Below are 24490 nucleotides of genomic sequence, written 5' to 3'. Positions count from 1 at the left end.
CGAGGGAGCAGCCCCTCGTGCCTGGACCGGGATTACTTCAACCCGTATTTTGCGAGGATTTCCTTCAGCGTGCCGTCCGATTTGATGCGTGCGATGGCCTCGTTGATCTTGGGCATGCGCTCGTCGCCCTTGCGCAGAGCAATCCCGAACTCGCCACCAGCGGCGGACTGATAGCCCTCAGCCATCTTCACCTTTGGGAACTGGCCCTGAGAAATGTAATAGGCAGCCATCGGAGCGTCGGCGATGCCAGCATCGATCCGTCCGGCGTTGACGTCGGCGATGATGTCCGGAATGCCCTTGTAGATCTTTACTTCCTTGAAAAGGCCGCTCTTTTGGAACAAATCGACAAAGGTGGTGCCGACTTGCACGCCGATCGTCTTGCCCTTGAGGTCTTCATAGCTCTTGTAAGCGGTTTCATCCGACACGGGCACGAAAGCGCCCTCGCCATAGCCGTAGACCGGATCTGAGAAGTCGACGACTTTCGCACGCTCTTCCGTGATGAACATCGCAGAAGCGATCATGTCGATCTTGTTTGACGTGAGCGAAGGCACAAGCGCCGAGAACTGTACCGCCTCGAATTCCGGCTTGATGTTGACATCGTCCTGGATCGCCTTGACCACATCGATGAGAACGCCATCCATCAGTTTGGTTTCGGTGTTGACGAAGGTGAAGGGCAGGCCGGTCGGCGACGAGCCGATTCGGGCGACCTCCTGGGCCGTTGCGGGCGCCGTACCACCTACGAGTGCCGCAAGTGCGAGGCCGAAAACGATGTTGAGACGCATGCCATTCTCCTTCCTAAATGCTGCGATGTGGCTGCTGATTGCACTGCCATCATGATGTCGAATTTAACAAAGTGAAAATCTTCGTCAATGATTTTCACCATTATACGTTTTTCGTTCACAGGGTGGTGCCGCGAGGGCTTTCGGCCCTTCTTGCTGCCTGTTCTTTGGATGCGATTGCCGCCACCTTGCGGTCCCTGCGCGCGAGACCAGCGAAAACCACCGGCATGAACCAGGCCTTACCACGCCAGGTGGGGACGAGCCGCGGCGGGCGGAAGTCGAAAGCACTTTCGCTGGCGGGCAAGTCCAGAATCTTCTGCGCGACCTTCAGGCCGAGCCACGGCGCCCAAACCATGCCGGAGCCGCAAAAGCCCGTTGCGTAATGAACGGCGCCCCGTTGGAAGATCCGGGGAACCATATCCCAGTTCATCGCCACGTACCCAAACCAGCTGTGAGAAATCCCGACACCGTCGAGTTGAGGGAAGACCCGGCGCATTTCGGCGTAATTCGCCTCGGTGGCCCTGGCCGAATCATCCCCGCTTGTGGTGTCCCGGCCGCCGAACAAAATCCGCCGGCCATCCGGCGAGGGGCGAAAGTAATAGGTCATCGCCCGCGTATCCGTGAGCATTTTCAGGCCCGGAACGAGGGATCGGACACGCTCTTGTCCGAGGTCCTCGGTTGCGATGATTCGCGAACGCAGCGGCACCAACCGCTGACGCAGCCAGCGGTCCGAGTGGTCGGTGTAGCCATTCGTGCAGACCAGGACATCACGCGCTCGCGTGCTGCCGCGTTCAGTGATTACTGTATGTTGTCCAGTGCCTTGGTCGATCTTCTTTACGCGGCATTCCGCATGGATGAGCACCCCTTCCGCCAGAGCGAGCCGGACAAGTTCCGCGTGGAATTTCGCAGGATGAAGTCCGCCGATGTCCATGCGAACGCTGCCTCCAGCGTAGAGATCGGTGGCGATATGCCGGTGAACCTCGCTGGCGGGGACGGCATAGGATTCAATCCCGGTTTGGCGTTGAAGCGCCTCGGCGCTCCGTGCCATCACGTCATACTCGGCATCGGTCATCGCGCCGTAAAAGCGCCCGACAAGCTGGAAATCCGCGTCGATCCCCTCGTTGGCGAGGAAGTCGATCATGAAGCGCCGAGCATCGTGGCCCTCGGCCGCGATTTTTGCCGCCCTCTCGGCGCCGAATTTGCGCACAAGCGCCTTTTCATCGGGGCGGATGTTGCCGCTGGTGAAGCCACCATTACGGCTCGAGGCGCCAAATCCCAGTCGTTCGCGCTCAAAGACTTGAACCTTTCGCCCCGCCCGGGCGAGGTGGAGCGCAGCACAAAGGCCCGCGTATCCGGCACCGACGATCGCGACATCGCAGTGCGGCTCTATCTCACGCGATTTTACGCTGCGAGGCGGGGCCGCTTCCCACCAGTAAGGTGTATCTTTGTGACGAGCTCCTGACATTTCTCCCCCGGACTTGGATGGAATTCATTTTTAGATTATTGAATACGAGCAGATTGTGAAGCAGAATACTGAAGACTAATCAACCCTGATTCAATCCAGCTCGCAGCGAGCGCCAACAAAGGACCCCCAAGTGAGCAAGGCAGAGAACTTCCGGGCTTCGCCGACCACCGAATCGGATGCCAAGGATGAGTCAGGCGATATTGGGGCCCGCATTCGCCGCCGCAGGCAGGCGCTGGGGCTGACGCTTGAGCGCCTGTCCGAAGCCTCCGGGCTGTCGACAGGAGCGCTGTCACAAATCGAGCGCGGGCTGGTTTCGCCAACAGTGCGCACGCTCTACACAATCGCGGATGTCCTATCGATGAGCCCGGCCCAACTCATCGACCCTCAGGGTTTTGCCACCGCCGTTCGGGCAAATCCCTACGTGCTACGTGCGGGCGAACAGACGGAAGTTCTGAATGCTGGCGGCGTCATCAAGCATCGGGCCTCGCCAGAACTGATCGAGACGATCAAATCCTTTGTCGTGCGCATCGTCCCCGGCGGCAGTTCGGGCGAGGAATCTTACACCCATGCCGGCGAGGAACTCGGCTATGTCATTTCCGGCAGCTTCACGCTGCAGATCGACGACACGCTCTACCTTCTGTCGGCCGGAGATGGGTTCGCGCTCCCCTCGACCATCCGGCACAGATTTTTCAACAACGGTGACAGTGACGCCGTCGTCATTTGGGTGAACAAACCGGAATAGGCAGTTCCGCCCTGGGACGGACGGTCGGGGCAAGCAATCACGACGGAGTGCAATGGAAATGACAAGCAGCCCCGAGAGTTTCTCGCGCTCGCTGTGGTGGAACCAGGCCGGTGAAATCAAACAGGACCACGCGAAGCTGCGCGGCGCGCATGAGGCCGATGTCGTCATCATCGGCGGCGGTTTCACGGGGCTTGCGAGCGCTTTGTTCCTTGCCGAGCGCGGAAAGAAGGTCGCCGTGCTGGAGGCGCGCCATATCGGCTTTGGCGCTTCCGGCCGCAACGGCGGCCAGGTCATTCCTGGCCTCAAGCATGACCCCGAAGACCTTTTGGCGGCCTATGGTCCTCAACATGGCAAGCGCATGATCGACCTGGTTGGCGGCGTTTCTGATCTCGTCTTCGATCTGGTGCGCAAGCACGACATCAGATGTGCGCCGACCCGCGCCGGGTGGATCCAGGCTGCCCATTCCGAGCTTGCGACCGCCGCGGTCTACAGGCGCGCGCGGCAGTGGCAGGCGCAGGGTGTCGAGGTCGAGATCCTTGACCGCAAGCGCGTGGCCGACCTTTCCGGAACGGAGCGCTATTTCGGTGGCTGGCGCGACCCCCGTGCCGGCGCGCTGCAGCCGCTGGACTATGCCCGCGGCCTTGCGCGCGCAGCCGTGTCCCTCGGTGTCGAAATCTTCGAGAATTCCCCCGTCTTGGGGCTGAAGCGAGAGGGCGAGGGGTGGGTTGCCAAGACCGCCTTTGGCAAGGTCGGCGCGCGTGACGCGTTGGTTGCGACCAACGGATATACCGGAAACCTGGTGCCGGGACTGGCTCAAAGCATTCTTCCCGTGCAGAGTATGCTCATCGCGACCAAGCCGCTTTCAGACAAGCAGCGCAATGAGGTGATGCCGGGGGGCGTCGTGCTGTCGGAAACCCGCAAGCTCGCTTTCTACATGCGCCAGTCCGAGGATGGACGCTTTCTCATCGGTGGCCGTGGAGCGGTCGGGATGAAGGAAAAGCCGGCCCTGATGGAGGCGCTTAAAGCGGGAATGGTGCGGCTCTTCCCGCAGCTCGAGGGGATCGGCCTCGACTATACCTGGTCCGGCCATGTCGCGCTGACGATGGACGGCCTGCCCCATCTGCATAATCCGGCGTCGGGTCTGCATGTCATGCTCGGCTACAACGGCCGAGGCGTCGCCATGGCGACGGCGTTCGGCAAAATGTATGCCGAGCACGTCGCCGAAGGCCGTCCCATGGTCTATCCGGCGACCGAAATACCCCGCCTTGCCTGGCACGCCATCCGCAAGCCGGTGATGGATCTCGGTATCCGCTGGTACTGGATCAAGGACAGGCTTGGTTTCGCCTCCAAGTAAAATACCAACTCAAGGAGAACCCAAGTTGTTGAGAAACATAATCAATCTCGGCACGGAGCCTTCCTGCGCAGCTGACCTCGGAGAGGCCTTTCGCGCGATCGGCTCAGCCACGCCAGCCAACGAACCTCTTGGTTTCGGACGCGCGCTTTTGTCCGGCGCTGGAGCGGATGCGGAAAGCCTCTTTTCGTCCATCGTCCTGCTGCGTGAGGGCGCACTGACACTCAAGGACGCTGACGGAACCGAGATTGGCCTTCGCAAGGGCGATGCTGCAAGTTTGCCAGCAGGGCGGCTTTCCTGGCGTGCGGAAGCCGCGGACTGCGTGATCGTCTTGCTTCGGCAGGACAATCCGCCGTTGGCGCTTTCGCGGCTTGATCTTGACCACCCGATGTCGGCCGGCGGTGCGCCGAATGCTGCACTATTGACCACGCCTGCGCCACAGACCTCTCGACACGAGTTCCATGACCAGGGAGCGCTGTCCTGGGGTATCTGGGCCACCACTCCCTACGCACGCCATCCGATCACCTATTCCTTTACGGAACTGATGATGTTGCGCCGGGGCGAGGTCATTTTGGCCAACCCCGAGGAAGGAAGCGTCACCTTCCGGGCCGGCGATATCTTCATCGTTCGTCCCGGCGCCATCGCGGGCTGGGACAACCCGAGCGATCTCGACAAGTTCTGGCTCAGCCGGACGATGGACTAAACGGCGCCCGGCGCAGGAGCCGAGCGGCAGCGTGAGCGACGTCATCGGTTTGCGATGACGTCGCTTGCCCAGCAAGGGGCGTGATGCGGCTCCGCCGTCATCGTCTCCGATGAAGACGGCGCCCGAGGCGTTGACCGCCTATTCCGTCAGCCAGCACGACGCGAGGGCCAGTCCTCCCATGAGCTCGCCGGCAGGATGCGGCGTAAATCCGCCGACCTTCTCGGAGACCGCGTCGATCCAGTCGTTGAAGACCGGAATGATCGCGCCACCTTCGTCCCGGACGATCATCGCCATGTCGCGGTACATCGCCCGACGCTTGCCCTCATCGAGTTCGGCGCGCGCGGCGATGAGGAGCTTGTCGAAGTCCGGACGGAAGAAGCGGGTCTCGTTCCAGTCGGCGGTCGAGAGATAGGCGGTCGAGTATTGCTGGTCCTGCGTCGGCCGTCCGGTCCAGTAGGAGGCCGAGAACGGCGCCTTGTTCCAGACGCTCGACCAGTAACCGTCGCCCGGCTCACGGCGGATCTCGATCGGGATGCCGGCCTTGGCGGCGCTTTGCTGGAAGAGTTGGGCCGCATCCACAGCACCGGGAAAGGCGACGTCTGAGGTCCGCAGCAGGATCGGATCGCTGTGGCCGGACTTCTTGAAGTGAAAGGCCGCCTTGTCGGGGTCGTAGGCGCGCTGCTCGATGTCGTCCGAAAACAGCGGATAGGCCGCGTTGATCGGAATGTCGTTGCCCAGCGACCCGTAGCCGTTGAGGATCTTGTCCACCATCTCCTGGCGGTCGATGGCATATTTCAGTGCCAGCCGCAGGTCATTGTTGTCGAAGGGGGCGGTGTTGCACTGCGCTGCAAGGACGTAGTGAGCGCTTCCCGCGACGTTCTGGATCGTGACCCCCGGGATGCGCTTGATGAGTTCGACGACCTTCGGTTCGACGCGGTTCATCAGGTGAATCTGCCCGCCCTGCAGGGACGCCATGCGGGCGGTCGCGTCGTTGATGACGACGATCTCGACGTGCTCGGCATGGCCGCGGCTGGCGAGGTCCCAATAGCCGTCATAGCGCTCGGCGACCTCGCGCACGCCCGGCTCGTGGGCAACGACCCTGTAGGGGCCCGTCCCGATGCCGGCGAGCGGATCGTCCTTGCCGCCGTTCGGCTGGATGACCAGATGAAAGTCCGACATGACGAAGGGGAGGTCGGCATTGGCCTCCTTCAGCGTGATGACGACATTGCCGCCATCCACCTTGAGCGTGTCGATGCCGCGCAGCACGCCGAGCGCGCCCGACTTGCTGTCGGGACCGGCGTGGCGCTCGATGGTGGCGAGCACGTCATTGGCGTCGAGCTTCTTGCCGTTGTGGAAGGTCACGCCCTTGCGAATCTTGAAGGTCCAGGTCTTGGCGTCGGGTGAGGAGCCGTATTCCTCTGCAAGCCAGGGGATCAGCGAGCCGTCGGAGGCAACGTCGGTCAGCTTTTCACCCCAGCAGCGCGCGAAGACGCCCCTGACCTGGTTGTTGATGCCGGCGGGATTGAGGTCGTCGGTGGAATCGCCGCCGACCAGGCCCGCCTTCAGCAACCCGCCCTTGACCGGTCCGGCGGCCCTTGCCGCAGTGCCGAGCAGCGAATTTGCAAATGCGGCGCTCAGACCCAAGGCCGCGGCGCGACCGAGGAAATCGCGGCGTGTCATCCGGCCACGGACGGCCTGATGGCTGAGAAACTCTATTTCACTCGACATGACGTTCCCTCCCTGTGATTTTGACGGTGTGCGCGCGGGGCGCCGAATTCAGTAGTTCCACTCTCCCTGGCCGAGCCCGCGTACGGCCTCGACGATGCGTGTAAAGCTCTCGCGGGCGCGCTTTACCGAGTGTCGCGCCCGCAGGTAGCCGTGGACCAGTCCCTCCTCGTTGAACCAGGCCGCCTTGCCGCCCGCCGCCCGCACGCGATCGCGATATTCGCGACCGTCATCGGAGAGCGGATCGCACTCCGCCGAGATGATCACGGTCGGCGGCAGGCCGGAGAAGTCAGCATCGACGAACGGGGCGTAGGTGAGATCCTTCGACACGTCCTTTCCGCCGGTGCGCACGTCCTTGTAGAAGGCCATGTCCCGCACGGTGAGCAGCGGCGCCTCCGCGTGGGTGATGTAGGATCCCTTCGTCTGGTCGCCGCCGAAGCCGGGATAGATCAGTACCTGGCCGATCGGCGCGCGGGCGTGGCCACGCACGGTGTGGGATACGGCCGCGGCGAGAACCCCGCCGGCGCTGTCGCCGCAAAGCAGGATCGGCCGGTCATAATGACCGGCAGCCCATTCGAACGCGGCGCGGCAGTCGTCATAGGCCGCCGGATGGACATGCTCCGGGGCGAGCCGGTAGTCGACCGAGACGACCTCATAGCCGGTGCGCGCGCAGATCTCGGCGCAGACGTCGTCATGGCTTTCCAGCCCGCCGACAACAAAACCGCCGCCATGGAAATAGAGCACCAGCACGGCCCGATCCGGTGCATCGCGTCGATAGGTCCGGATCGGAATCGCGTGCGTCGGCGTTTCGATCCTGGAATCCTCGGCCGCCACGTTCTCCGGGTAGCCGGCATGGAATTCGCGGCACATCCGATCATAGGTGCGGCGCTGCTCGGCAATGGAATGGTCTACGGCATCCGGCGGATAATAGGAGTTGGTTCGATCAATGAAGGCCCAGGTTTCGGTGTCGATCAGCTTCGAATAGTCAGTCATCCAATCCGCCTTTCCAAAATGAGCCGCGTATCACGATAGAGGTGCGACACGCGCCGTGCTGTGTTTCCAAGCGCGGGCTACGGTCATTGCGCCGCGTGTGCGCCCCATGTTCCGATTTGCCCGCGCCGCCCGGTCCAATGCCTGAACCGGCATCGGCCAGCGGTCGATCCCACAAATCAAGGTGCCCCTCCCAAGGTCCTCGCTCGGCTTGCTGATGGATGCTATATGCGCAGCGACCTTGCGCACGCCGCATAATCCGCATGAAACGATACATAGTCCGCAATGCACTCAATATTCTCGCCATCAACGAACAGGCTGAAAATCACGCTTCTGGTCTTTCCAGAGTTCTCGCTCCTGTCCCTTGCCGCCACGCTGGAACCGTTGCGCGCCGCAAATCGGGCCTCTGGCCATGAGCACTACACCTGGAGGCTCGTCAGCGAGGACGGAAATCCGGTGGTTAGTTCAAGCGGCCTGCTGCTTCCGGTGCAGGGTCGATTCGAACTGGACGACGAGGTTGATGCGTTGATCGTCCTGGCTGCGTTCAACGTCGCCAGGCACACGACGGCGCGTGTGCTCACCGGAGTCCGCAAATCTGCACAGCGTGGTGTTGCAATCGGCGGCGTCGAATCCGGTTCCTGGGTTCTCGCACAGGCCGGCATCCTGGATGGTCGACAGGCGACGACGCACTGGGAGGATCTGGATGATTTTGCCGCGCGTCATCCTCGGGTAGACGTGCGACCGGACCGTTTCGTGGTCGATGGAAACCGGTTCACGACCGGCGGCGCTTCACCGGCGCTGGACATGATGCTGCATCTCATTCGGGCACGGCAGGGCTATTCGCTCGCCATGGAGGTCGCGTCGATCTTCATCTATGAGGAGGTTCGTGCCGCGGGCGATCCGCAGCCGATGGTCTCCCTCGGGAGGCTGGACTGGAGTGAGCCGCGCGTTTCCTCGGCAATAAGAATGATGGAAAAGCGCATCGAACAGCCGGTTTCGATCCCCGCGATCGCCGACCTTCTCGGGGTAAGCGAGCGCACGCTGGAGATGCTGTTCCTCCAGACAGTCGGTCTTTCCCCACGCGACTACTATCTGAATTTGCGCATGAAGGAAGGGCGGCGACTGGTTCTCGACACACGCAAGTCGATCACGACGATCGCCATCCTAACGGGTTTCAGTTCCGCATCGACATTTGCCCGCCGCTTCCGGGCGACCTTTGGTGAAAGCCCGAGACAGGCTCGGAAGCGATTGAATGCCAGAAAATCTGGCTTGTAAGTTGATGGAATCCACGCCCGTTGCCACTCGCTGGACGCGCGGATCGCCTGCCTTGCGCTCGCCAAGATTTTCCAGGTGCTCTCGGCAAATCGCGTATAGGCTCCGCAAGCCGCACCGGACGGCTGTTCCGCCCCGAAGGCGATGCGATCTGGCGTCCTTGGTTTAGAATGGCGTGTATAAGCGGCGCGAGATGTCGACCTGGAACGCCGAATCTGCTGTGTTCATTTCATTCAAGGGAGATGAAGCTGATGTCGCCGGTCCTATTCGCCGCAGCGTTCGCAGCGGTCACAGCGCAGCCTACCGTTGACGAACTGCAGACTGATTTTGAGACAGCGCTGCCGTGCCGGCACGAGGTCGACGGCCGTCAAGTCTGGAAGGGCCAACGGGCGTTTTTCATCGCGTCCTATTCGCAGCGGATCGACCAGGCTGCGGATGGATCCGAGGCTGCGGATGCCGTTCTGCGTGACGACAACGAACCCGATGTCATCGCGGAGTTCGAGGCAGCTTGCGCCGACTAGCGCGCGTCGCGATCTATCGATTTCGCGGGTACGCTTGCGGTCATTGTTCTTGCGCAGGTCTTGTTCCGAAACCGGTTTCCACTTTCGGGCGACATACTCCAGCGGTGGCGCCTCCACGGCTTCGCCCCTGTACGTGCATGGGCAATGGGCCGGCATTGCTTTCGTGCCGGTCCCGGCCTGGATCGTTTTCTTGATCGGCTCTCCTGCGGTCACTGATCCTGCATGAAAGCCCGCATCTCGTCCAATGTCACCTTGCCGTCCTTGTTTGCATCCACGGTGTCAAAAATGCGCTTGTGGACGGCCATCACTTCCTCGAACGACAGGGCACCGTCTCCGTTGGTGTCGGCCACCGCGAACATGATCTTCATCATCTGACCGCGCATCGGGCCCATTCCCATCCTGCCCATCATGCCGCGCCACCGGCCCTCCATCATGGCGTCGGGCATCATTTGCGACGCGTCCGGCTCCGCAGCCTGGCTTTGTGCGGTGCTGTCGTCCGATTGGGCGAGGGCCGAGTTGATGGGGCTGATCGAAAGGACCATGGCAGCCGTTGCCATGCATGCCAATTTTGCCGAGGCCATTTTCCACTCTCCTGTCGGTTTCGGAATTGGGCGGCGTTAGCGAAGCATCTTGCACCTAAAAACTAGCACAAACCCGACACCGACGACCTTGCGTTCGGTCAGAACCGTTTCGAAGCCCTGCGTCTCGGCATTCACAATGCCGTTACCAAACCAGCGGGGCGGCACAATAAACGGCGTGATGCGTTATGCTGTAAAGAGAAAGTGGTGATGCAAATGAAGATCCTTGCAGTCATTGGCCTTTCGCTGACAGTGGCGGTGTCGGGTATCGCGCCGGCGCAGGCTTTCCCTTCTATTCAAGACCCTGGGCTGCGGGCTTCTGACGTTCAACAGGTCAGGTACAAATGGCGCCGCGGCTGGAACCGGGGCCATATGGGACGATACGTTAATCGGGGCGACAATGACGGTGGCCGAGGATACTGGGTCGGTGGTCGTGGTGGCCGTGGTTGGTATGGCGGTCGCGGTCGGTATGGTGGTCACTACGGTGGTCACTACGGTGGTCACTACGGTGGCTACTACGGTCATTATAATAATAATCACTACAACGATGATGACTTCGGTGCAGTCTTCGGCGGGCTTGCGGCAGGTGCGATCATCGGTGGGCTGTTAGCTCAACCGTATTACGGATCGTACTATTCGCCCGGATACTATGCACCGAGGTATTACGGCGCGCCGCGGTACTACGGTACGGATAGTCACACCAGTTGGTGCTACTCTCGCTATCGCTCGTATCGCGCCTATGACAACACCTTCCAGCCTTATTACGGGCCGCGCCGACAGTGCATTTCGCCCTATTGAAGTGGGACGCTGAAGGTTATTTGAAATAGAGCATGCGATAACGCAAAGGGACAAATCCCCGAACCGCAGTTTCGGCGCGTTTCAGTGCAAAATTCTTGTCCGCAAGTGGGGCTTGTTTTTGACGCATTCCACCCCTATATGTTGATCATCAATCTAGCTGAGCGTGATCTTAATTTGCAATGCTCGCGAGATTACGTCAATTCCAGTCCTTGACCACGGATGTACTGGCAGGGAAGGCGAAGTGACTGAGAAGGTCGGTGCGATTTCGCCCCGGCCTTTTTCATTTTCGGCTTCGGGCATCGCTGGGTCGGGGTGTCGCCCAGGGCAAGGCCAAGATGGAGGGGCCGGTTCGCGCGGGTCAGGCGACGTTGGCCCGGTTCGGTCCGTCTCCGGAACGCGACGTCCCGTCGAGCCCGCGCTGGAACAGCGCAGCGATCAGATCGGACTGCGTGACGATTCCGACGACCTGATTGCGCTCGTCGACCACCGGCATGTGGTGGAGGCCCAGATCCGCCATCGGCGGAACGAGCTTCGCGATCATGGTTTCCGGCGTCGCCGACTGGACGCGCCTGGTCATGATGTCGGCAACGACGCGCGGCTTCGTGCGTCCGCCAAGCACGAGCCGAACCTTGTCTCCGAACGTCAGGCGCAGGCTGCCGTGGCTGCCCAGGACCGAGCGTTGCATGAAGTCGGTCTGGGTGATGATTCCGACGAGGCCGTCGGCCTTCGATACCACCGGTAACGCCTTGATCCGGTGCGCCAGCAACAGCGCCCAGGCGTCGCGAAGCGTGTCATCGGGTGAAACCGTGGCAACGTCGCGCGACATCACGTCCGAACAGGTGATCTCGCCGGAAAGACGATGATAGGCGCGGATTTGCGCCTGATGCAGGAACGCGTCGAGCACATCCGGGCTCACGTCAAGCACCTCGTCATATTGGGCAAGGACCGCCTGCAGGTCGACCGGCGCGACACCGATGCGCTGTGTGGGAACGGGATCGGCCGTCTGATGCGGATTTGCTGACGCTGCGGGTGCCAGATGAGGATACCGGCGACCGGTCGCGTTGTTGAAAAGCAGCGCGACCGCCAGAAGTAGCGCAGAGTTGATGCCGACGGGCGTCAGAGCGAACCAGTATCCCGCCTCATGCGTTACCGGGCCGCCGAGCACGGCGGTGAGCGCGACCGCGCCACTCGGCGGGTGCAGGCAGCCGAGCAGCATCATGACGGCGATCGACAACGCCACGGCAATGGCCGCGGCCAGGATCGGGTCGGCAATGACAAGGGCGCAGGTAACGCCGATCATAGCCGAAACCATATTGCCGCCGAGTATCGACCAGGGCTGGGCCAGGGGACTTGCAGGCGCCGCAAAAAGCAGCACCGCGGAAGCGCCCATCGGCGCGATCAGCAGCGGCAGGCTGATGCTGGAGCCGAGAGCCATGGTGCTGACGAAGCCTGTCAGGAGAATGCCGGTCAGCGCGCCCAGCGACGCGCGAAGCCTTTCGGTATGGCTGACAGGAGCAAGGGAGGGTATCAGTCGCTTCAGGAAGGTGATGGGCTTCGACATGAAAACTCGTGCGGACGCGCGGGTGCCTGGAGATGGTACGTCTCGTTAGCACGGCCCCCTTGGAACACGCACGCAAAGATGGCCTAAAAAAACCGGCCAGGCTGAAAAATGTGCATATGGCAAATCTTGTCCCCAACCGGACCCCGCCAACAGCGAAGGCGCCCGGGAGGCTGGCTTGCGGCTCGCGTCAACTTTGCTTCACATATTGCCGCCAGCTGTGCTTCGGCTGGAAACCGAGCACCGCCCTTGCCTTGCGGTTGGAGAGCAGCGTCTCGTACTCATCGAGCTTATGTTTCAGCGGCACATCCGGATAGAAGCGGTCGATCAACTCCTGCGTGGGCAGGTCGGACGAGGTATCATCGTTGGCGGCGTTGAAGACCTGGAAGCCAAGCCCGTCCTTTTCGATCGCCAGTGCGGTGATCTGACCGAGGTCGCGGGCGTCGATGTAGCTCCAGGCGATCCGCTTGCGGAAGCCGGGATCGGCGAACCATTTCGGAAACAGCTCGTATTCGTGCGGTTCGATGACGTTGCCGATCCTCAGCGCATAAATGTCGAAGCCGCTGCGCAGGGCGAAGGCGCGCGCCGTCTTTTCGTTGACGACCTTGGAAAGCGCGTAGCTGTCCATCGGGTCGACGTCATAATCCTCGTCGAGCGGGAAATAGGCGGGATTGCGCGGTTCGTTGGCGAAAACGAGGCCATAGGTCGTCTCGCTCGAGGCGATGACGATCTTGCGGATGCCGAGCTTCACCGCCGCCTCGATGACGTTGTAGGTGCCGAGCGCGTTGATGCGGAACAGTTCGTTGTCCGGCGTCAGCATGATGCGCGGAACGGCGGCGAAATGGATGACGGCATCAACCGGCTCCGGGCGCAGCGACGGATCGAACTCGTGCAGGCCCATGTAGCTGGAAAGCGCGTTGAACACCTGGCCACTGTCGGTGATGTCGGTGATAAGGGTGCGGACTTTTGGATTGTCGAGCGGCCTTGTGTCGAGGTTGAGGACCTGGTGGCCCTGCTCGAGGAGGTAGCGGACCACATGTCGTCCCGCCTTGCCGCTGCCACCGGTGAACATGATCCGTTTCGCCATGATGCTCTCCAAGCCGACGTCGTGTAGGCTGTTCCGGGTCCCCTTGCGGAGAAGCGACGGAATAGGGGCGCCGCGTCCGCAGCGCCCCGGAGCCGATGCTATTTCTGGATGCAGGTGTCGACCGTATCCTTGGTGCATTCGTCAAGGCCGGTGAAGACAGGGTCTTCCACCGGTTTGCCGGCGATCAGGTCGAGCATCACGGATGGCGCCTTGTAACCCATCTCGAACGGCCGCTGGCCGACGAGCGCGGTGACGAGGCCCTCCCTGGCGATCGCCACCTCGTCGCCGATCGTGTCGGCGGCGCCGATGACGAACTCGTTCTTGGCGATCTTGTCGGCCATCGGCCTGAACAGGTCGCGATAGGGCTGCGGGGCGCCGAACAGCGGCCAGCCGCCCATGATGCCGAAGGCGTCGAGGTCGGGATTGGCGGCGAGGATGTCCGTCATCGCCTGCACGCCCTTGGCGCCGTCGTCATTGGTGAAGACCGGGCAGCCGGCCACTTCCGTCCAGCCGCCTTCGCCCTTCAGTTCGGTCAGGCCCTTCTGCCCGGTCAGCGTGTCGCGCATGCCCTGGGCGCGGCGCAAGATGTTGTCGGCGCCCGGATTGCCCTCGATCGTGCAGATCTTGCCGCCGTTGGGCTTGGCCTTCTTGATGTACTCGCCGATCCGGGCTCCCATCAGGTAGTTGTCGGTGCCGAGATAGGTCTTGCGCAGCGCCGAATCCTCCGCCGCGAGGTCGGCGTCGAGCGTCATAACGGGCACTTGCGGGTTGGCGGTCTTGAGGGTCTGGGCGATCAGCTTGGCGTTGGAAGGCGAGATCGCGATGGCGGCCGTGCTCGCCTTGCCGAGCATGTCCTGTACGATCTGTGCCTCGCCGGCTTCATCGGAGGTCGATGCCGGTCCGGTATAGAAGCACTCGTATTCGGAGCTGGCATTCTCCTTGTTCCATTTCTGGCAACCCTGGTTGATCGCCTCGAAGAACGGGTTGTCGAGGCCCTTGACGACGATCACGAGCTGCTTCTTCTCCTGGGCCCCGGCCTGGCTGGCAACGACTGCCAGCGCCGCGACTGCAAGCAATAATGCCTTCCTCATTGGTTCCTCCCATTGAAACAGGCGGGCGGCGCGTGCCCGCCACACGATCGACCCGGACATCGACGATGCGGGCACCGCTCGGCGGACACTCGCAACACGTCGCCGGATCAATAAGCATCTCGCGGTCGCGGCGGGGTGCTGGTCGGTCATGGAGGCAGGTGCAGATCTTCGCGCGGACAGCCCCTTGCCGCCATCTCCCTCGCTCAGCCGGACAAACGATCAGGCCGGGCATATTGGCGCTCCGCCGTGACGGCGCATATGAGCCACCGAAACCGATTTCTTGCCCTCCGCTACAGTGAATATCCGCAGGTTCGGCGCGTCAACTTCTATTTGTCATACTATAATAATATTTATTGCGTACGGGCTGCACAGCCGGTTGCATGATTGACGCTGTCGCAAGCCTTTGCGTAAATATGTCGATCGCTTGCTGAGGAAGCCGGCAAGCGCGATCGAGTCTGCCGGGACGCGTGGCGCCGGCAGGTCGCGAGCGGAGGGTTTCCGGGAGGCTGGACGCGGGTGGCCGTACTCGAGCTCACCGACATCTCCAAACACTTCGGCGCCATCCAGGCGGTCAACGACATATCGCTGTCGCTTGAGGCGGGGGAAGTGGTCGGCCTGATGGGTGACAACGGTGCCGGCAAGACGACACTGGTCAAGATGATTGCCGGCAACTTCCGGCCGAGCGGCGGGACCATGCGCCTGGATGGGCGCGAGATCGTCCTCCATCGCCCGCTGGACGCGCGTCGGCACGGGATCGAAATCGTCCACCAGGACCTGGCGTTGTGCGACAACCTGACGGCTGCGGCGAACGTCTTCCTCGGGCGTGAGCTGCGCCTCGGCCTCGGCCCGCTCAGTGTGCTCGACTACCGGTCGATGTATCGGCGCGCCGGCGCACTGTTCGCGGAGCTGAAATCCGAGACCCGCCCCCGCGACGTCGTCCGGCAGATGTCCGGCGGTCAGCGGCAGGCGGTGGCGATCGCTCGCACGATGCTGTCGGAGGCCAAGATCGTGCTGATGGACGAGCCGACGGCGGCGATCTCGGTGCGCCAGGTGGCGGAGGTGCTGAACCATATCCGGCACTTGCGTGACCGCGGCATCGCGGTGGTGCTGATCAGCCACCGCATGCCGGACGTCTTTGCCGTCGCCGATCGGGTGATCGTCATGCGGCGCGGCCGCAAGGTGGCCGACAAGCCGATCGCACTCAGTTCGCCCGAGGAAGTCACCGGGCTGATCACCGGCGCCATAGACATGGGATGATTGGAACGCCCCTGGCAGGCAAGGAAACGAGGTCGAGGATGGCAATAACCCTTGATCAGAGCATCGAGCAGAAGCAGCAATCCTTGCTGGGCTCCATCCTGGGCCACCAGACCTTCTGGGTGCTGGTCGCCGTCATCCTGGCTTGCATCTTCCTGTCGCTCACCACCGACGCGTTCGCGACCTCGACAAACCTCTACAACATCACCCGTAACGTCACCTTCGTCGCCATCATCGCGCTTGGGATGACGCTCGTCATCATCACCGGCGGCATCGACCTGTCGGTGGGCTCGGTGCTCTGCCTGTGCAGCATGATCCTCGCCGTCGTCATGCATGCCGGCTACGGCATCGGGGTCGGCATTGCAGCCTCGCTCGCCACCGCTCTGGTGATCGGCGCCTTCAACGGCGTGCTGATCGCCTATCTCAATTTTCCCCCCTTCGTCGTGACGCTCGGCATGCTGTCGATCGCCCGCAGCCTGGCCATGGTGGCGTCCAACAACACCGTCGTCTTCCAGTTCGGTCCCGACCACGACAAGCTGCTGGCGCTGGGCGGCGGCGCCTGGTTCTTCGGTATCGCCAATCCGGTGCTGTTCATGATCGCGCTGGCGCTGCTGACCGGGTTCGTTCTGCGCTGGACTCGGTTCGGCCGCTATCTGTTCGCTATCGGCGGCAACGAGCATGCGGCGACGCTGACCGGCGTGCCCGTCCGCAAGATCAAGGTGATCGTCTACATGGTCTCGGCGCTCTCGGCCGGCATCGCCGGCATCATCCAGACCGGATGGCTCGGCGCGGTGACGACCAATATCGGCGCCGGCATGGAACTGCAGGTGATCGCCGCAGCGGTCATCGGCGGCGCCAATCTCGCCGGCGGCACCGGCACGGCATTCGGCGCACTGGTCGGTGCGGCGCTGATCGAGGTGATCCGCAACAGCCTCGGGCTGCTCGGCATCAGCGCCTTCTGGCAGGGCACGTTCATCGGCGGCGCGACGATCCTCGCCGTCCTGTTCGACCGCATCCGCAACTTCCGCCAGAGTGAGTAGCGCTTGCAGGAAGAAGCTGTTCAGGGCCTACGCCAGAATTCGCTCCAGGATCATGTCTGCGATCGGGATGGCGGAGGTTGCGGCGGGCGAGGGGGCGTTGCACACATGCAGCATCCGATCGGTGCTGGCGAAGAGAAAATCGTGCACGAGCGTCCCGTCGCGCCTGACCGCCTGCGCCCGGATGCCGGCTTCGTGGGGATTGAGATCGGACAACTCCAGACTCGGGCAGTATTTGCGGCATTCCTCGAGATAGCCGCGCTTCCACAATGAGTTCCGCAGTTCAGTGACGGCGGAGCTGCGGTTGCGCAGGATCGTCCGCCAGAAGCCCGGAAAGAAGGCATAGTCGAGGACATCCCTTGGCGCGACCGACAGGCGCGGGTAACCTTCGCGCGCGAACCCGATGACGGCGTTCGGACCGACCGTCACGCTGCCGTCGATCATCCGCGTCAGGTGGATGCCGAGGAAGGGCAGGTCGGGATCGGGAATCGGATAGATCAGGTGGTTCACGATCCGGCTCTTGCTGGCCGGCAGCTTGTAGTACTCCCCGCGGAACGGAACGATGCGATGGTCGATCGCCAGGCCGGCCAACATCGCCAGCCGGTCGGACTGCAGGCCCGCGCAGGCGATCAATTTCCGCGCGCGCCAGCTCTCGCCGGCTGCGGAGATCGTCACGTCGCTCGACGCCTCCTTGATCGCACGCACCTCGGTGCCCAGACGGATCTCCCCGCCTCCGGCTTGAATGCAGCGCCCCATCGCGTGGCAAACTTCGCCGTAGTCGACGATGCCGGTCGAGGGAACGAACAAGGCGCCGAGCCCGGTGATCTTGGGCTCGCGTTCGCGAAGCTCGTCCGCGTCGACGCGGTGGACCTCGACGGCGTTGTTTCGTGAGCGTTCCAGCAGCGCTTCCATCCGCTTCATCTCCAGCGCGGTGGTCGCGACCAGAAGCTTGCCGCAGGTGTCGAAGGCGATCCCGTTTTCGGCGCAGAACTCCTTCGTCGCCTGTGCGCCCTTGCGGCAGAGCTCTGCCTTGAGGCTGCCTGGCGGATAGTAGATGCCGGCATGGATGACGCCGCTGTTGTGCCCCGTCTGGTGCCGGCCGAGGCTGCCCTCCTTCTCCAGCAGAAGAAGACTGCAACCGGGGCGTGCCTGGAGCAGCCGCATCGCGGTTGCCAGCCCGACGATGCCGCCGCCGATTACGCAGTAGTCATAGAGCATTGGCGGTCGATCCTTCAGCGGCGTGAGAGGGTTGCAGATCTTTTTCGATCATAGCGCAATCCAAAGCGTGCGGGAGTCCATCAGCAACCGTCGGCGGTGATCCTAACCATTCGGGCGGCTGAGGATAAACAACAATGGAAAGGCCAGGACCGTCGCAACAAAGATGGCCGTCATCACCTGCGGGGCGCTGAAGAACACAAACAGGACATAGCTTGTGGCCATGAGAGCAACCGAAGTCGCCTTGGCCCGCGGCGAAATGGCCCCCTTTTCGCGCCAGCGGCGCAAGGTCTCACCGAACACGGGATGGTTGAGGAGCCATTGCTCGAAGCGGGGCGACGAGCGGGCAAACAGGCCGGCGGCCAGCAGCAGGAACGGCGTCGTCGGCAGAAGCGGCAGAAATACGCCGGCTATGGCAAGCGCGACCATCAGCCAGCCAAGGCAAAGACAGAGGATCTGCAGCGGCAGCTTCATCGGCGACACCTGGCCTTCAGGATGGAGCCCCACTGTTAGCACGCTTGCGCGGCCGCCGACAGTTGCGCAAGCCGAAACAGAATGTCGCCCGTTAAAACGCGCGGAAATTCGAATTAACCCCGCTTTGCAACAGAGTTTTTCACGACTACTCTGTCTCCTGCATGAAAACAGAACCGAGCCGTATCCTCAGGAGGATGTCGCATGCGGGTTCCGGGACTTCAGGTCATCCTGTTTTTGCTGCTTGCGGTCCTGTCAGGCGACCCAGCCCAAGCCCAACAGGCTCCGGCGGTCATCGTCGTGCCAGCCAAGGTCATTGATCTCCGTGAGAGTGCGGACTTCACCGGGCGGCTCGTGGCGATCCAGAAGGTCGATATCCGCGCCCGCGTCTCGGGTTTTCTCGAAAGCATCAATTTCTCAGAGGGTCAGAAAGTAACGGCCGGTACCCTCCTTTATAAGGTCGAGGATGGCACCTATGCGGCCGCCGTGCAGGAAATCGAAGGCTCGATCCAGGCGGCGCAAGCGCAGCTTAACTTGGCCGTGATCGAGCGGGACCGTTCAGTCCGCCTGCTCGCGAGCAATACGGCGCCCCAGTCGCAGGTCGATATCGCCAAGGCGCAGGTGCAGAAGGCCGAGGCCGATCTCGTGCGGCTGAATGGAGCCAAGGCGCAAGCCGAACTGAACCTGTCCTATACGAGGATAACGGCTCCCTTCGACGGGGTCGTCGGGCTGACCGCGGTGAATGTTGGGGCCCTGGTCGGGCCTGAGGCGGGGGCGCTGACGACGTTGACGCGGCTCGACCCGATGTATGCCGAATTTTCCGTCGCGACGTCCCTGCTTCTCACCTATCGCGAGCAAGTCAGGCAAGGAAAGGTGTCCAGCGGCGCCAATGTGCAGATCATTCTCCCGAACGGAACCATTTACCCGTCGAAGGGAACGCTCAATTTCGTTTCGAGCAACGTGTCGCAGGGAACCGATACGGTTACGGTGCGGGCCGAGTTCCCCAACCCCGACGGCTTGTTGCTCGACGGCACGCTGGTGCGGGTCATGCTCGAGCAGTCCGACAAGCAGGAAGTGCTCGCAGTCCCGCAGGAGGCGGTGCAGCGTGACCAGCAGGGGGCCTTCGTGATGGTCGTCGGCCCGGATTCCAAGGTCGAGCTTCGCCGGGTCGATATCTCCCGTTCCACACGGGGTCAGTCGGTGGTCGCATCCGGGTTGAAGGAGGGTGAGAACGTCATCACCGATGGCGTGGGCAAGGTGCGGCCGGGCATGGTGGTGGATGCGGCGCCGGCGGCGGGTGGTTGAACGATGATTTCCGAGATCTTCATCGACCGGCCGCGGTTTGCCGCCGTCATCTCCATCGTTCTCACCCTTGCCGGTTTCATCGCACTGACCCAGTTGCCGGTGTCGCAATTTCCCGACATCGTCCCCCCGCAGGTCAGCGTCACCGCGAGTTACGCCGGTGCCGGGGCCGACGTGGTCGAAGCGACGGTCGCCCAGCCGATCGAGAGCAAGGTCGTCGGCGTTGACGACATGCTCTACATGAAGTCGACCAGTGGGGCAGACGGTTCGTACAATCTCACCGTGACCTTTGCCGTTGGCACGGACCCGGATATCGCGACCGTGAACGTGCAGAATCGCGTGTCGCTTGCGGAGGCGGGGCTACCGGCCGAGGTCAAGCAGACGGGCGTCAGCGTTCGCAAGAAGTCGTCCGCGCTGATGCAGGTGATCGCGATCTACGGCAAGGACGAGCAGTTCGACAATCTGTTTCTGTCGAACTATGCGACGATCAACGTGCTGGACACGATCAAGCGCGTTGGCGGCGTCGGCGACGCCTCGCTGTTCGGCGCGCAGGACTATTCGATGCGGATCGTCCTGGATGTCGACCGGATGACCAGCCTGAAGCTGACGCCAACGGACGTGGCCAATGCCCTGCGGGCACAGAACGTCCAGGCTGCAATCGGTCGTATCGGCGCGCAGCCGATGACCGATGATCCGCTGTTCCAGCTCAACATACAGACCCAGGGGCGCCTCACCGATCCGGCACAGTTCGAGGATATCGTCTTGCGGGCCGAGCCGGATGGCTCGTTCTTGCGGGTTAGAGACATTGCGAAGGTGGAGTTGGGAGCGGCGAGTTCGGACTCGCTCGCCCGTTTCAACGGCAAACCGGTCGCGATGATCGGAACCTACCAGGCGCCGGGCGCCAATGCGCTTGCCGCCGCGCGCGGCGTCAACGAGGCGATGGAGCGGCTCTCCAAGAGTTTTCCCGAGGGGCTGACCTATCAGGTCTCCTACGATACCGCCCAGTTCGTCGAGGCGAGCGTGGAGAATGTCCAGCACACGCTGATCGAGGCGTTCATCCTCGTCATCATCGTCGTCTTCCTGTTCCTCGGCAACTGGCGGGCGGCGCTGATCCCGCTCATTGCCGTTCCCGTCGCGTTGATCGGCACGTTCGCCGTCATCCTGGCACTCGGTTTCTCGCTCAATACGATCTCGCTTCTCGCTCTCGTGCTCGCGATCGGCATCGTCGTCGACGACGCGATCGTGGTCGTGGAGAACGTCGAGCGGGTGATGGAGGAAAATCCGGGAATGGCCGCGGGGCAGGCCGCGCGCCTGGCCATGGGCGAAATCACCGGCGCGATCGTCGCCATCACCCTCGTCCTGCTTTCCGTCTTCGTGCCGGTGGCGTTCATTCCGGGGCTCAGCGGGCAGCTGTTCCAGCAGTTCGCCGTCGCGGTTTCCGTTTCGATGGTGCTCTCGGCCATCAACGCGCTGACGCTCAGTCCGGCCCTTTGCGCGATCCTGTTGAAGCCGCACCATGGGCCGAAGCGCGGTGTCCTTGGCTGGATTTCGCGCGGCATCGATCGGGGCCGCGACGGATACGTCTATGTCGCGGGGCGCATCGCCAGAAGAGCGGTCATCGGCCTGCTGCTGTTGGCGGTCGCGGGCGGCGTGGCCGGCGGACTGTTTCGCATCGTCCCGACCGGCTTCCTGCCCAGCGAGGATCAGGGCGCGTATTTCGTCGAGATCCGACTGCCGGAAGGGGCCTCCTTCAACCGCACCGATGCCGTGGTCAAGCGCGTGGAGGCGATGCTGGGCGGCATCGATGGTGTCGCCAACGTGATCAGCGTCAGCGGCTACAGCTTCCTCGACGGTCTCTCCAAGTCGAATTCCGGCTTCGCCGTCGTGACGATGAAGCCGTTCGCGGAGCGCACGAGCGCCGAGGCCTCGGTCGATGCGGCAGTCGTCACCACGATGGTAAAGGGTGCGGCGATCCGCGAGGCGCAAATCTTCGCCTTCAACCTGCCGCCGATCATGGGTCTGGGCACTGGTTCCGGTTTTGAGTACCAGTTGCTGGATCTGCAGGGGCGATCGCCGGCCGACCTGGCAGCCACGGCGGGCGGTCTGATTATTGCCGCAAACCAGAATCCGTTGCTTGGGCCGACCTTCACCACCTATTCGGCGAGCTCGCCGCAACTATATCTCGACCTGGATCGCGATCGGCTGCAGGCGCTCGGGGTGTCGGTGAGTGATCTGTTCGCCACGCTGCAGGGCGCGCTGGGGTCCTACTACATCAATGACTTCAACATGTTCGGCCGCAGCTGGCGCGTCACCATGCAGGCATCGCAGGCCGACCGGCGCTCGGTCGATGACATCTCAAGGCTGCATGTGCGCAACGCATCCGGCCAGATGGTCCCGGTCGCCTCTGTTGCACGGGTCAGTTATATCGTCGGGCCGCAATCGATCGTGCGCTACAACAATTTCCGTTCGATCACGCTGAACGGCCAGCCGGCGCCAGGCGTGTCCTCCGGCCAGGCACTGGCGGCAATGGAAGCGATCTCGGCGGCGACGCTGCCCCCTGGATACAGCTATGAATGGACCGGAACCGCCCTGCAGGAATTGGAGGCGGCGGGCAAGACCAACGTCATTCTCGCACTCGCGATCCTGTTCGCTTACCTGTTCCTGGTTGCGCTCTACGAGAGCTGGACGATTCCGGTTCCCGTCCTGCTTTCGGTGACGGTCGGCATCGCCGGTGCGCTTGTCTCCATTCTCGTCGCCGGACTGTCGTTCGACATCTATGCGCAGATCGGGCTGGTGGTGTTGATTGCGCTTGCCTCGAAGAACGCGATCCTGATCGTCGAGTTCGCCAAGTTCCGCCGCGAGCGGGGCGAGAGCATCCTCGACGCGGCGATCGACGGCGCGCGTACCCGCTTCCGCGCGGTGATGATGACGAGCTTCGCCTTCATCGTCGGGCTGATCCCGCTGGTCACGGCGACGGGCGCGGGGATGCTGAGCCGCCGGGCGGTCGGCACCGGGGTCGCCGGCGGGATGCTCGCAGCGTCGCTGATTGGGATATTCCTGATCCCCGCGCTCTACGTCGTCTTCCAGTGGTTGCGTGAGAGGGCACATCGGCTGACGGGAACAGGGCGTGGTCCGATTGTCGATGCCGACCACCACGAGACGGCCGCGGCTGCAAGTGAGGATCAGGCCGCGCAATAGCGACCTTGCGGTGACAGTCTATCCACCCTGGGCGGGGCAGGGGATCCAGCGATCCGCCTGCCCCTTTCGGGTCTCAATACCGGCTGAGCGCGAGATCCGCAGCTTCGATGTCCGGCTTGCGGCCGCTGATGATGTCGGCGAGCACACGGCCTGAGCCGCAGGCCATCGTCCAGCCAAGGGTGCCGTGGCCGGAATTGATGAAGAGGTTCTTGAACCGCGTGCCGCCAATGACCGGCGTGCCGTCGGGCGTCATCGGCCGCAGACCCGACCAGAACGTCGCCTTCGACTGGTCGCCCGCGCCGCCGAACAGATCTTCCACCGAATGCTCCAGCGTAGCGCGGCGCGCGGCCGGCAGGTCGTGACTGAAGCCTGCGATCTCGGCCATGCCGCCGACGCGTATCCGATCGCCGAGGCGGGTGATGGCAATCTTGTAGGTCTCGTCCATGATCGTGGAGACGGGCGCGCGGCTTTCGTCGACGATCGGCACGGTGATCGAGTAACCCTTGACCGGATAGATCGGTGCATTCAGGCCAAGCGGCTTGATCAGGGCCGGCGTGTAGCTGCCGAGCGCGGTGACGAAGAGGTCCGCTTCCACGAGGCCATCGGCGGTCTCGACGGCGACGATGCGGTCACCGAGATGCTTCAGCCGGCGGATGTCGACGCCGAAGCGGAAGGTGACGCCGAGCGCTTCGGCATGCTCCTGCAGGATGGTGGTGAACTTGAAGCAGTCGCCGGTCTCGTCATTCGGCAGGCGCAGGCCGCCAACGAACTTTTGCTTGACGCGTGCAAGCGCCGGTTCTGCGGCGATGCAACCGGCGGGATCGAGAACCTCGAAGGGAACGCCGTCGGCGCGCAGCACCTCCACGTCCTTGCCGATGCCGTCCAGTTGCTTCTGGGTCCGGAACAGCTGAAGGGTGCCCTGGGTGCGATGGTCATAGGAAATGCCGATCTCCTCGCGAAGTGCGATCAGGCAGTCGCGGCTGTATTCGGCAAGGCGGACCATGCGCCCCTTGTTCGTGGCGTAGCGGGCGCTCGTGCAGTTTGCCAGCATCGACATCATCCAGCGCCAGGTGGCGGCATCGGCCATCGGCCGGATGATCAGCGGCGCATGCTTCATGAACAGCCACTTGATCGCCTTCTGCGGTATCCCGGGCGCAGCCCACGGAGAGGCGTAGCCGGGCGAGATCTCGCCCGCATTGGCAAAGCTCGTTTCCAGTGCGGAACCCGGCTGTCGGTCGAGCACGGTAACCTCATGACCTGCCTTGGCGAGATAGTAGGCGGTGGTCACGCCGATGACGCCGGCGCCCAGTACGGTGATTTTCATGATTGCCCCATTGATCTAGGTATGCGCTC

At 62.7% G+C, this 24490-nt stretch carries 21 protein-coding genes; 9 read left to right on the top strand and 12 right to left on the bottom strand.

Going from position 1 to position 24490, the window contains the following annotated elements; translation table 11 throughout:
- Window positions 1–32: 32 nt before the first annotated feature.
- Both JNC62_RS14415 and JNC62_RS14410 read right to left on the bottom strand, forming a co-directional pair.
- Window positions 33–782, bottom strand: a complete 750-nt coding sequence (locus JNC62_RS14415; protein WP_374839708.1) for an ABC transporter substrate-binding protein — start codon at window positions 780–782, stop codon at window positions 33–35.
- A 115-nt stretch (window positions 783–897) separates the two neighbouring features.
- Window positions 898–2244, bottom strand: a complete 1347-nt coding sequence (locus JNC62_RS14410; RefSeq protein WP_374839707.1) for an NAD(P)/FAD-dependent oxidoreductase — start codon at window positions 2242–2244, stop codon at window positions 898–900.
- Between the two features lie 130 nt (window positions 2245–2374).
- Here JNC62_RS14410 and JNC62_RS14405 point away from each other — a divergent pair, with 130 nt between their 5' ends.
- Genes JNC62_RS14405 through JNC62_RS14395 form a run of 3 tightly spaced genes read left to right on the top strand, consistent with a single transcriptional unit; the run spans window position 2375 to window position 5040 of the window.
- Entirely contained in the window at window positions 2375–2986 is a 612-nt protein-coding gene (locus tag JNC62_RS14405) for a cupin domain-containing protein (RefSeq protein WP_374839706.1), read from the top strand.
- A gap of 58 nt (window positions 2987–3044) precedes the next feature.
- Window positions 3045–4340 (top strand): NAD(P)/FAD-dependent oxidoreductase, encoded by a 1296-nt coding sequence (locus JNC62_RS14400; protein ID WP_374839705.1) that lies wholly within the window; start codon window positions 3045–3047, stop codon window positions 4338–4340.
- A 25-nt stretch (window positions 4341–4365) separates the two neighbouring features.
- Window positions 4366–5040, top strand: coding sequence for a cupin domain-containing protein (locus JNC62_RS14395; RefSeq protein WP_374839704.1), 675 nt, complete (start codon window positions 4366–4368; stop codon window positions 5038–5040).
- Between the two features lie 138 nt (window positions 5041–5178).
- On the opposite strand, the gene JNC62_RS14390 is transcribed toward JNC62_RS14395, so the two are convergent.
- On the bottom strand, window positions 5179–6768 hold the full coding sequence (locus JNC62_RS14390; RefSeq protein ID WP_374839703.1) for an ABC transporter substrate-binding protein: 1590 nt from the start codon (window positions 6766–6768) through the stop codon (window positions 5179–5181).
- 48 nt (window positions 6769–6816) lie between these two features.
- The gene (locus JNC62_RS14385) at window positions 6817–7758 is read right to left on the bottom strand and encodes an alpha/beta hydrolase (protein ID WP_374839702.1); all 942 of its coding nucleotides are present in this window, start codon (window positions 7756–7758) and stop codon (window positions 6817–6819) included.
- A gap of 282 nt (window positions 7759–8040) precedes the next feature.
- Between JNC62_RS14385 and JNC62_RS14380 the strand changes: the two genes are divergently transcribed.
- Window positions 8041–9030: a GlxA family transcriptional regulator gene (locus tag JNC62_RS14380; protein ID WP_374839701.1), complete on the top strand. Its 990-nt coding sequence runs from the start codon at window positions 8041–8043 to the stop codon at window positions 9028–9030.
- A 260-nt stretch (window positions 9031–9290) separates the two neighbouring features.
- Here the strand turns inward: JNC62_RS14380 and JNC62_RS14375 are convergent, their stop codons facing one another.
- A complete protein-coding gene (locus JNC62_RS14375) occupies window positions 9291–9761 on the bottom strand; it encodes a hypothetical protein (RefSeq protein WP_374839700.1) in 471 nt (156 codons plus the stop codon).
- Window positions 9758–10129, bottom strand: a complete 372-nt coding sequence (locus JNC62_RS14370; protein ID WP_374839699.1) for an EF-hand domain-containing protein — start codon at window positions 10127–10129, stop codon at window positions 9758–9760. Before JNC62_RS14370 ends, JNC62_RS14375 begins: the two co-directional genes overlap by 4 nt.
- A 213-nt stretch (window positions 10130–10342) precedes the next feature.
- Between JNC62_RS14370 and JNC62_RS14365 the strand changes: the two genes are divergently transcribed.
- On the top strand, window positions 10343–10924 hold the full coding sequence (locus JNC62_RS14365; RefSeq protein ID WP_374839770.1) for a BA14K family protein: 582 nt from the start codon (window positions 10343–10345) through the stop codon (window positions 10922–10924).
- Between the two features lie 358 nt (window positions 10925–11282).
- Here the strand turns inward: JNC62_RS14365 and JNC62_RS14360 are convergent, their stop codons facing one another.
- The 3 genes from JNC62_RS14360 to JNC62_RS14350 all read right to left on the bottom strand — a co-directional run bounded on the left by JNC62_RS14360 (window position 11283) and on the right by JNC62_RS14350 (window position 14660).
- Window positions 11283–12485, bottom strand: a complete 1203-nt coding sequence (locus JNC62_RS14360) for an HPP family protein (RefSeq protein ID WP_374839698.1) — start codon at window positions 12483–12485, stop codon at window positions 11283–11285.
- 187 nt (window positions 12486–12672) lie between these two features.
- Complete coding sequence (locus tag JNC62_RS14355) at window positions 12673–13569, bottom strand: NAD-dependent epimerase/dehydratase family protein (protein WP_374839697.1); 897 nt, start codon at window positions 13567–13569, stop codon at window positions 12673–12675.
- Window positions 13570–13667: 98 nt separating this feature from the next.
- Window positions 13668–14660 carry a sugar-binding protein gene (locus JNC62_RS14350; protein WP_374839696.1) on the bottom strand — a complete coding sequence of 331 codons (993 nt, stop codon included), beginning with the start codon at window positions 14658–14660 and terminating at the stop codon, window positions 13668–13670.
- Window positions 14661–15176: 516 nt separating this feature from the next.
- Here JNC62_RS14350 and JNC62_RS14345 point away from each other — a divergent pair.
- Complete coding sequence (locus JNC62_RS14345; protein WP_374839695.1) at window positions 15177–15917, top strand: ATP-binding cassette domain-containing protein; 741 nt, start codon at window positions 15177–15179, stop codon at window positions 15915–15917.
- Window positions 15918–15955: 38 nt separating this feature from the next.
- Window positions 15956–16954 (top strand): ABC transporter permease, encoded by a 999-nt coding sequence (locus JNC62_RS14340; RefSeq protein WP_374839694.1) that lies wholly within the window; start codon window positions 15956–15958, stop codon window positions 16952–16954.
- A 27-nt stretch (window positions 16955–16981) separates the two neighbouring features.
- On the opposite strand, the gene lhgD is transcribed toward JNC62_RS14340, so the two are convergent.
- Together lhgD and JNC62_RS14330 are read right to left on the bottom strand one after the other, a co-directional pair.
- The gene (gene lhgD, locus JNC62_RS14335; protein WP_374839693.1) at window positions 16982–18169 is read right to left on the bottom strand and encodes an L-2-hydroxyglutarate dehydrogenase; all 1188 of its coding nucleotides are present in this window, start codon (window positions 18167–18169) and stop codon (window positions 16982–16984) included.
- Between the two features lie 102 nt (window positions 18170–18271).
- Window positions 18272–18628 carry a YbaN family protein gene (locus JNC62_RS14330; protein WP_374839769.1) on the bottom strand — a complete coding sequence of 119 codons (357 nt, stop codon included), beginning with the start codon at window positions 18626–18628 and terminating at the stop codon, window positions 18272–18274.
- Between the two features lie 213 nt (window positions 18629–18841).
- Here JNC62_RS14330 and JNC62_RS14325 point away from each other — a divergent pair, with 213 nt between their 5' ends.
- A complete protein-coding gene (locus tag JNC62_RS14325; protein ID WP_374839692.1) occupies window positions 18842–19942 on the top strand; it encodes an efflux RND transporter periplasmic adaptor subunit in 1101 nt (366 codons plus the stop codon).
- Between the two features lie 3 nt (window positions 19943–19945).
- Window positions 19946–23137 carry an efflux RND transporter permease subunit gene (locus tag JNC62_RS14320; RefSeq protein WP_374839691.1) on the top strand — a complete coding sequence of 1064 codons (3192 nt, stop codon included), beginning with the start codon at window positions 19946–19948 and terminating at the stop codon, window positions 23135–23137.
- A 73-nt stretch (window positions 23138–23210) separates the two neighbouring features.
- Here JNC62_RS14320 and JNC62_RS14315 read toward each other — a convergent pair whose 3' ends face one another.
- Complete coding sequence (locus JNC62_RS14315; RefSeq protein WP_374839690.1) at window positions 23211–24461, bottom strand: D-amino acid dehydrogenase; 1251 nt, start codon at window positions 24459–24461, stop codon at window positions 23211–23213.
- Between the last annotated feature and the right edge of the window lie 29 nt (window positions 24462–24490).

The organism is Mycoplana ramosa (assembly GCF_041930185.1).
Classification (GTDB): Bacteria; Pseudomonadota; Alphaproteobacteria; order Rhizobiales; family Rhizobiaceae; genus Mycoplana; species Mycoplana ramosa.
This window is presented reverse-complemented; position numbering and strand designations above follow the sequence as displayed.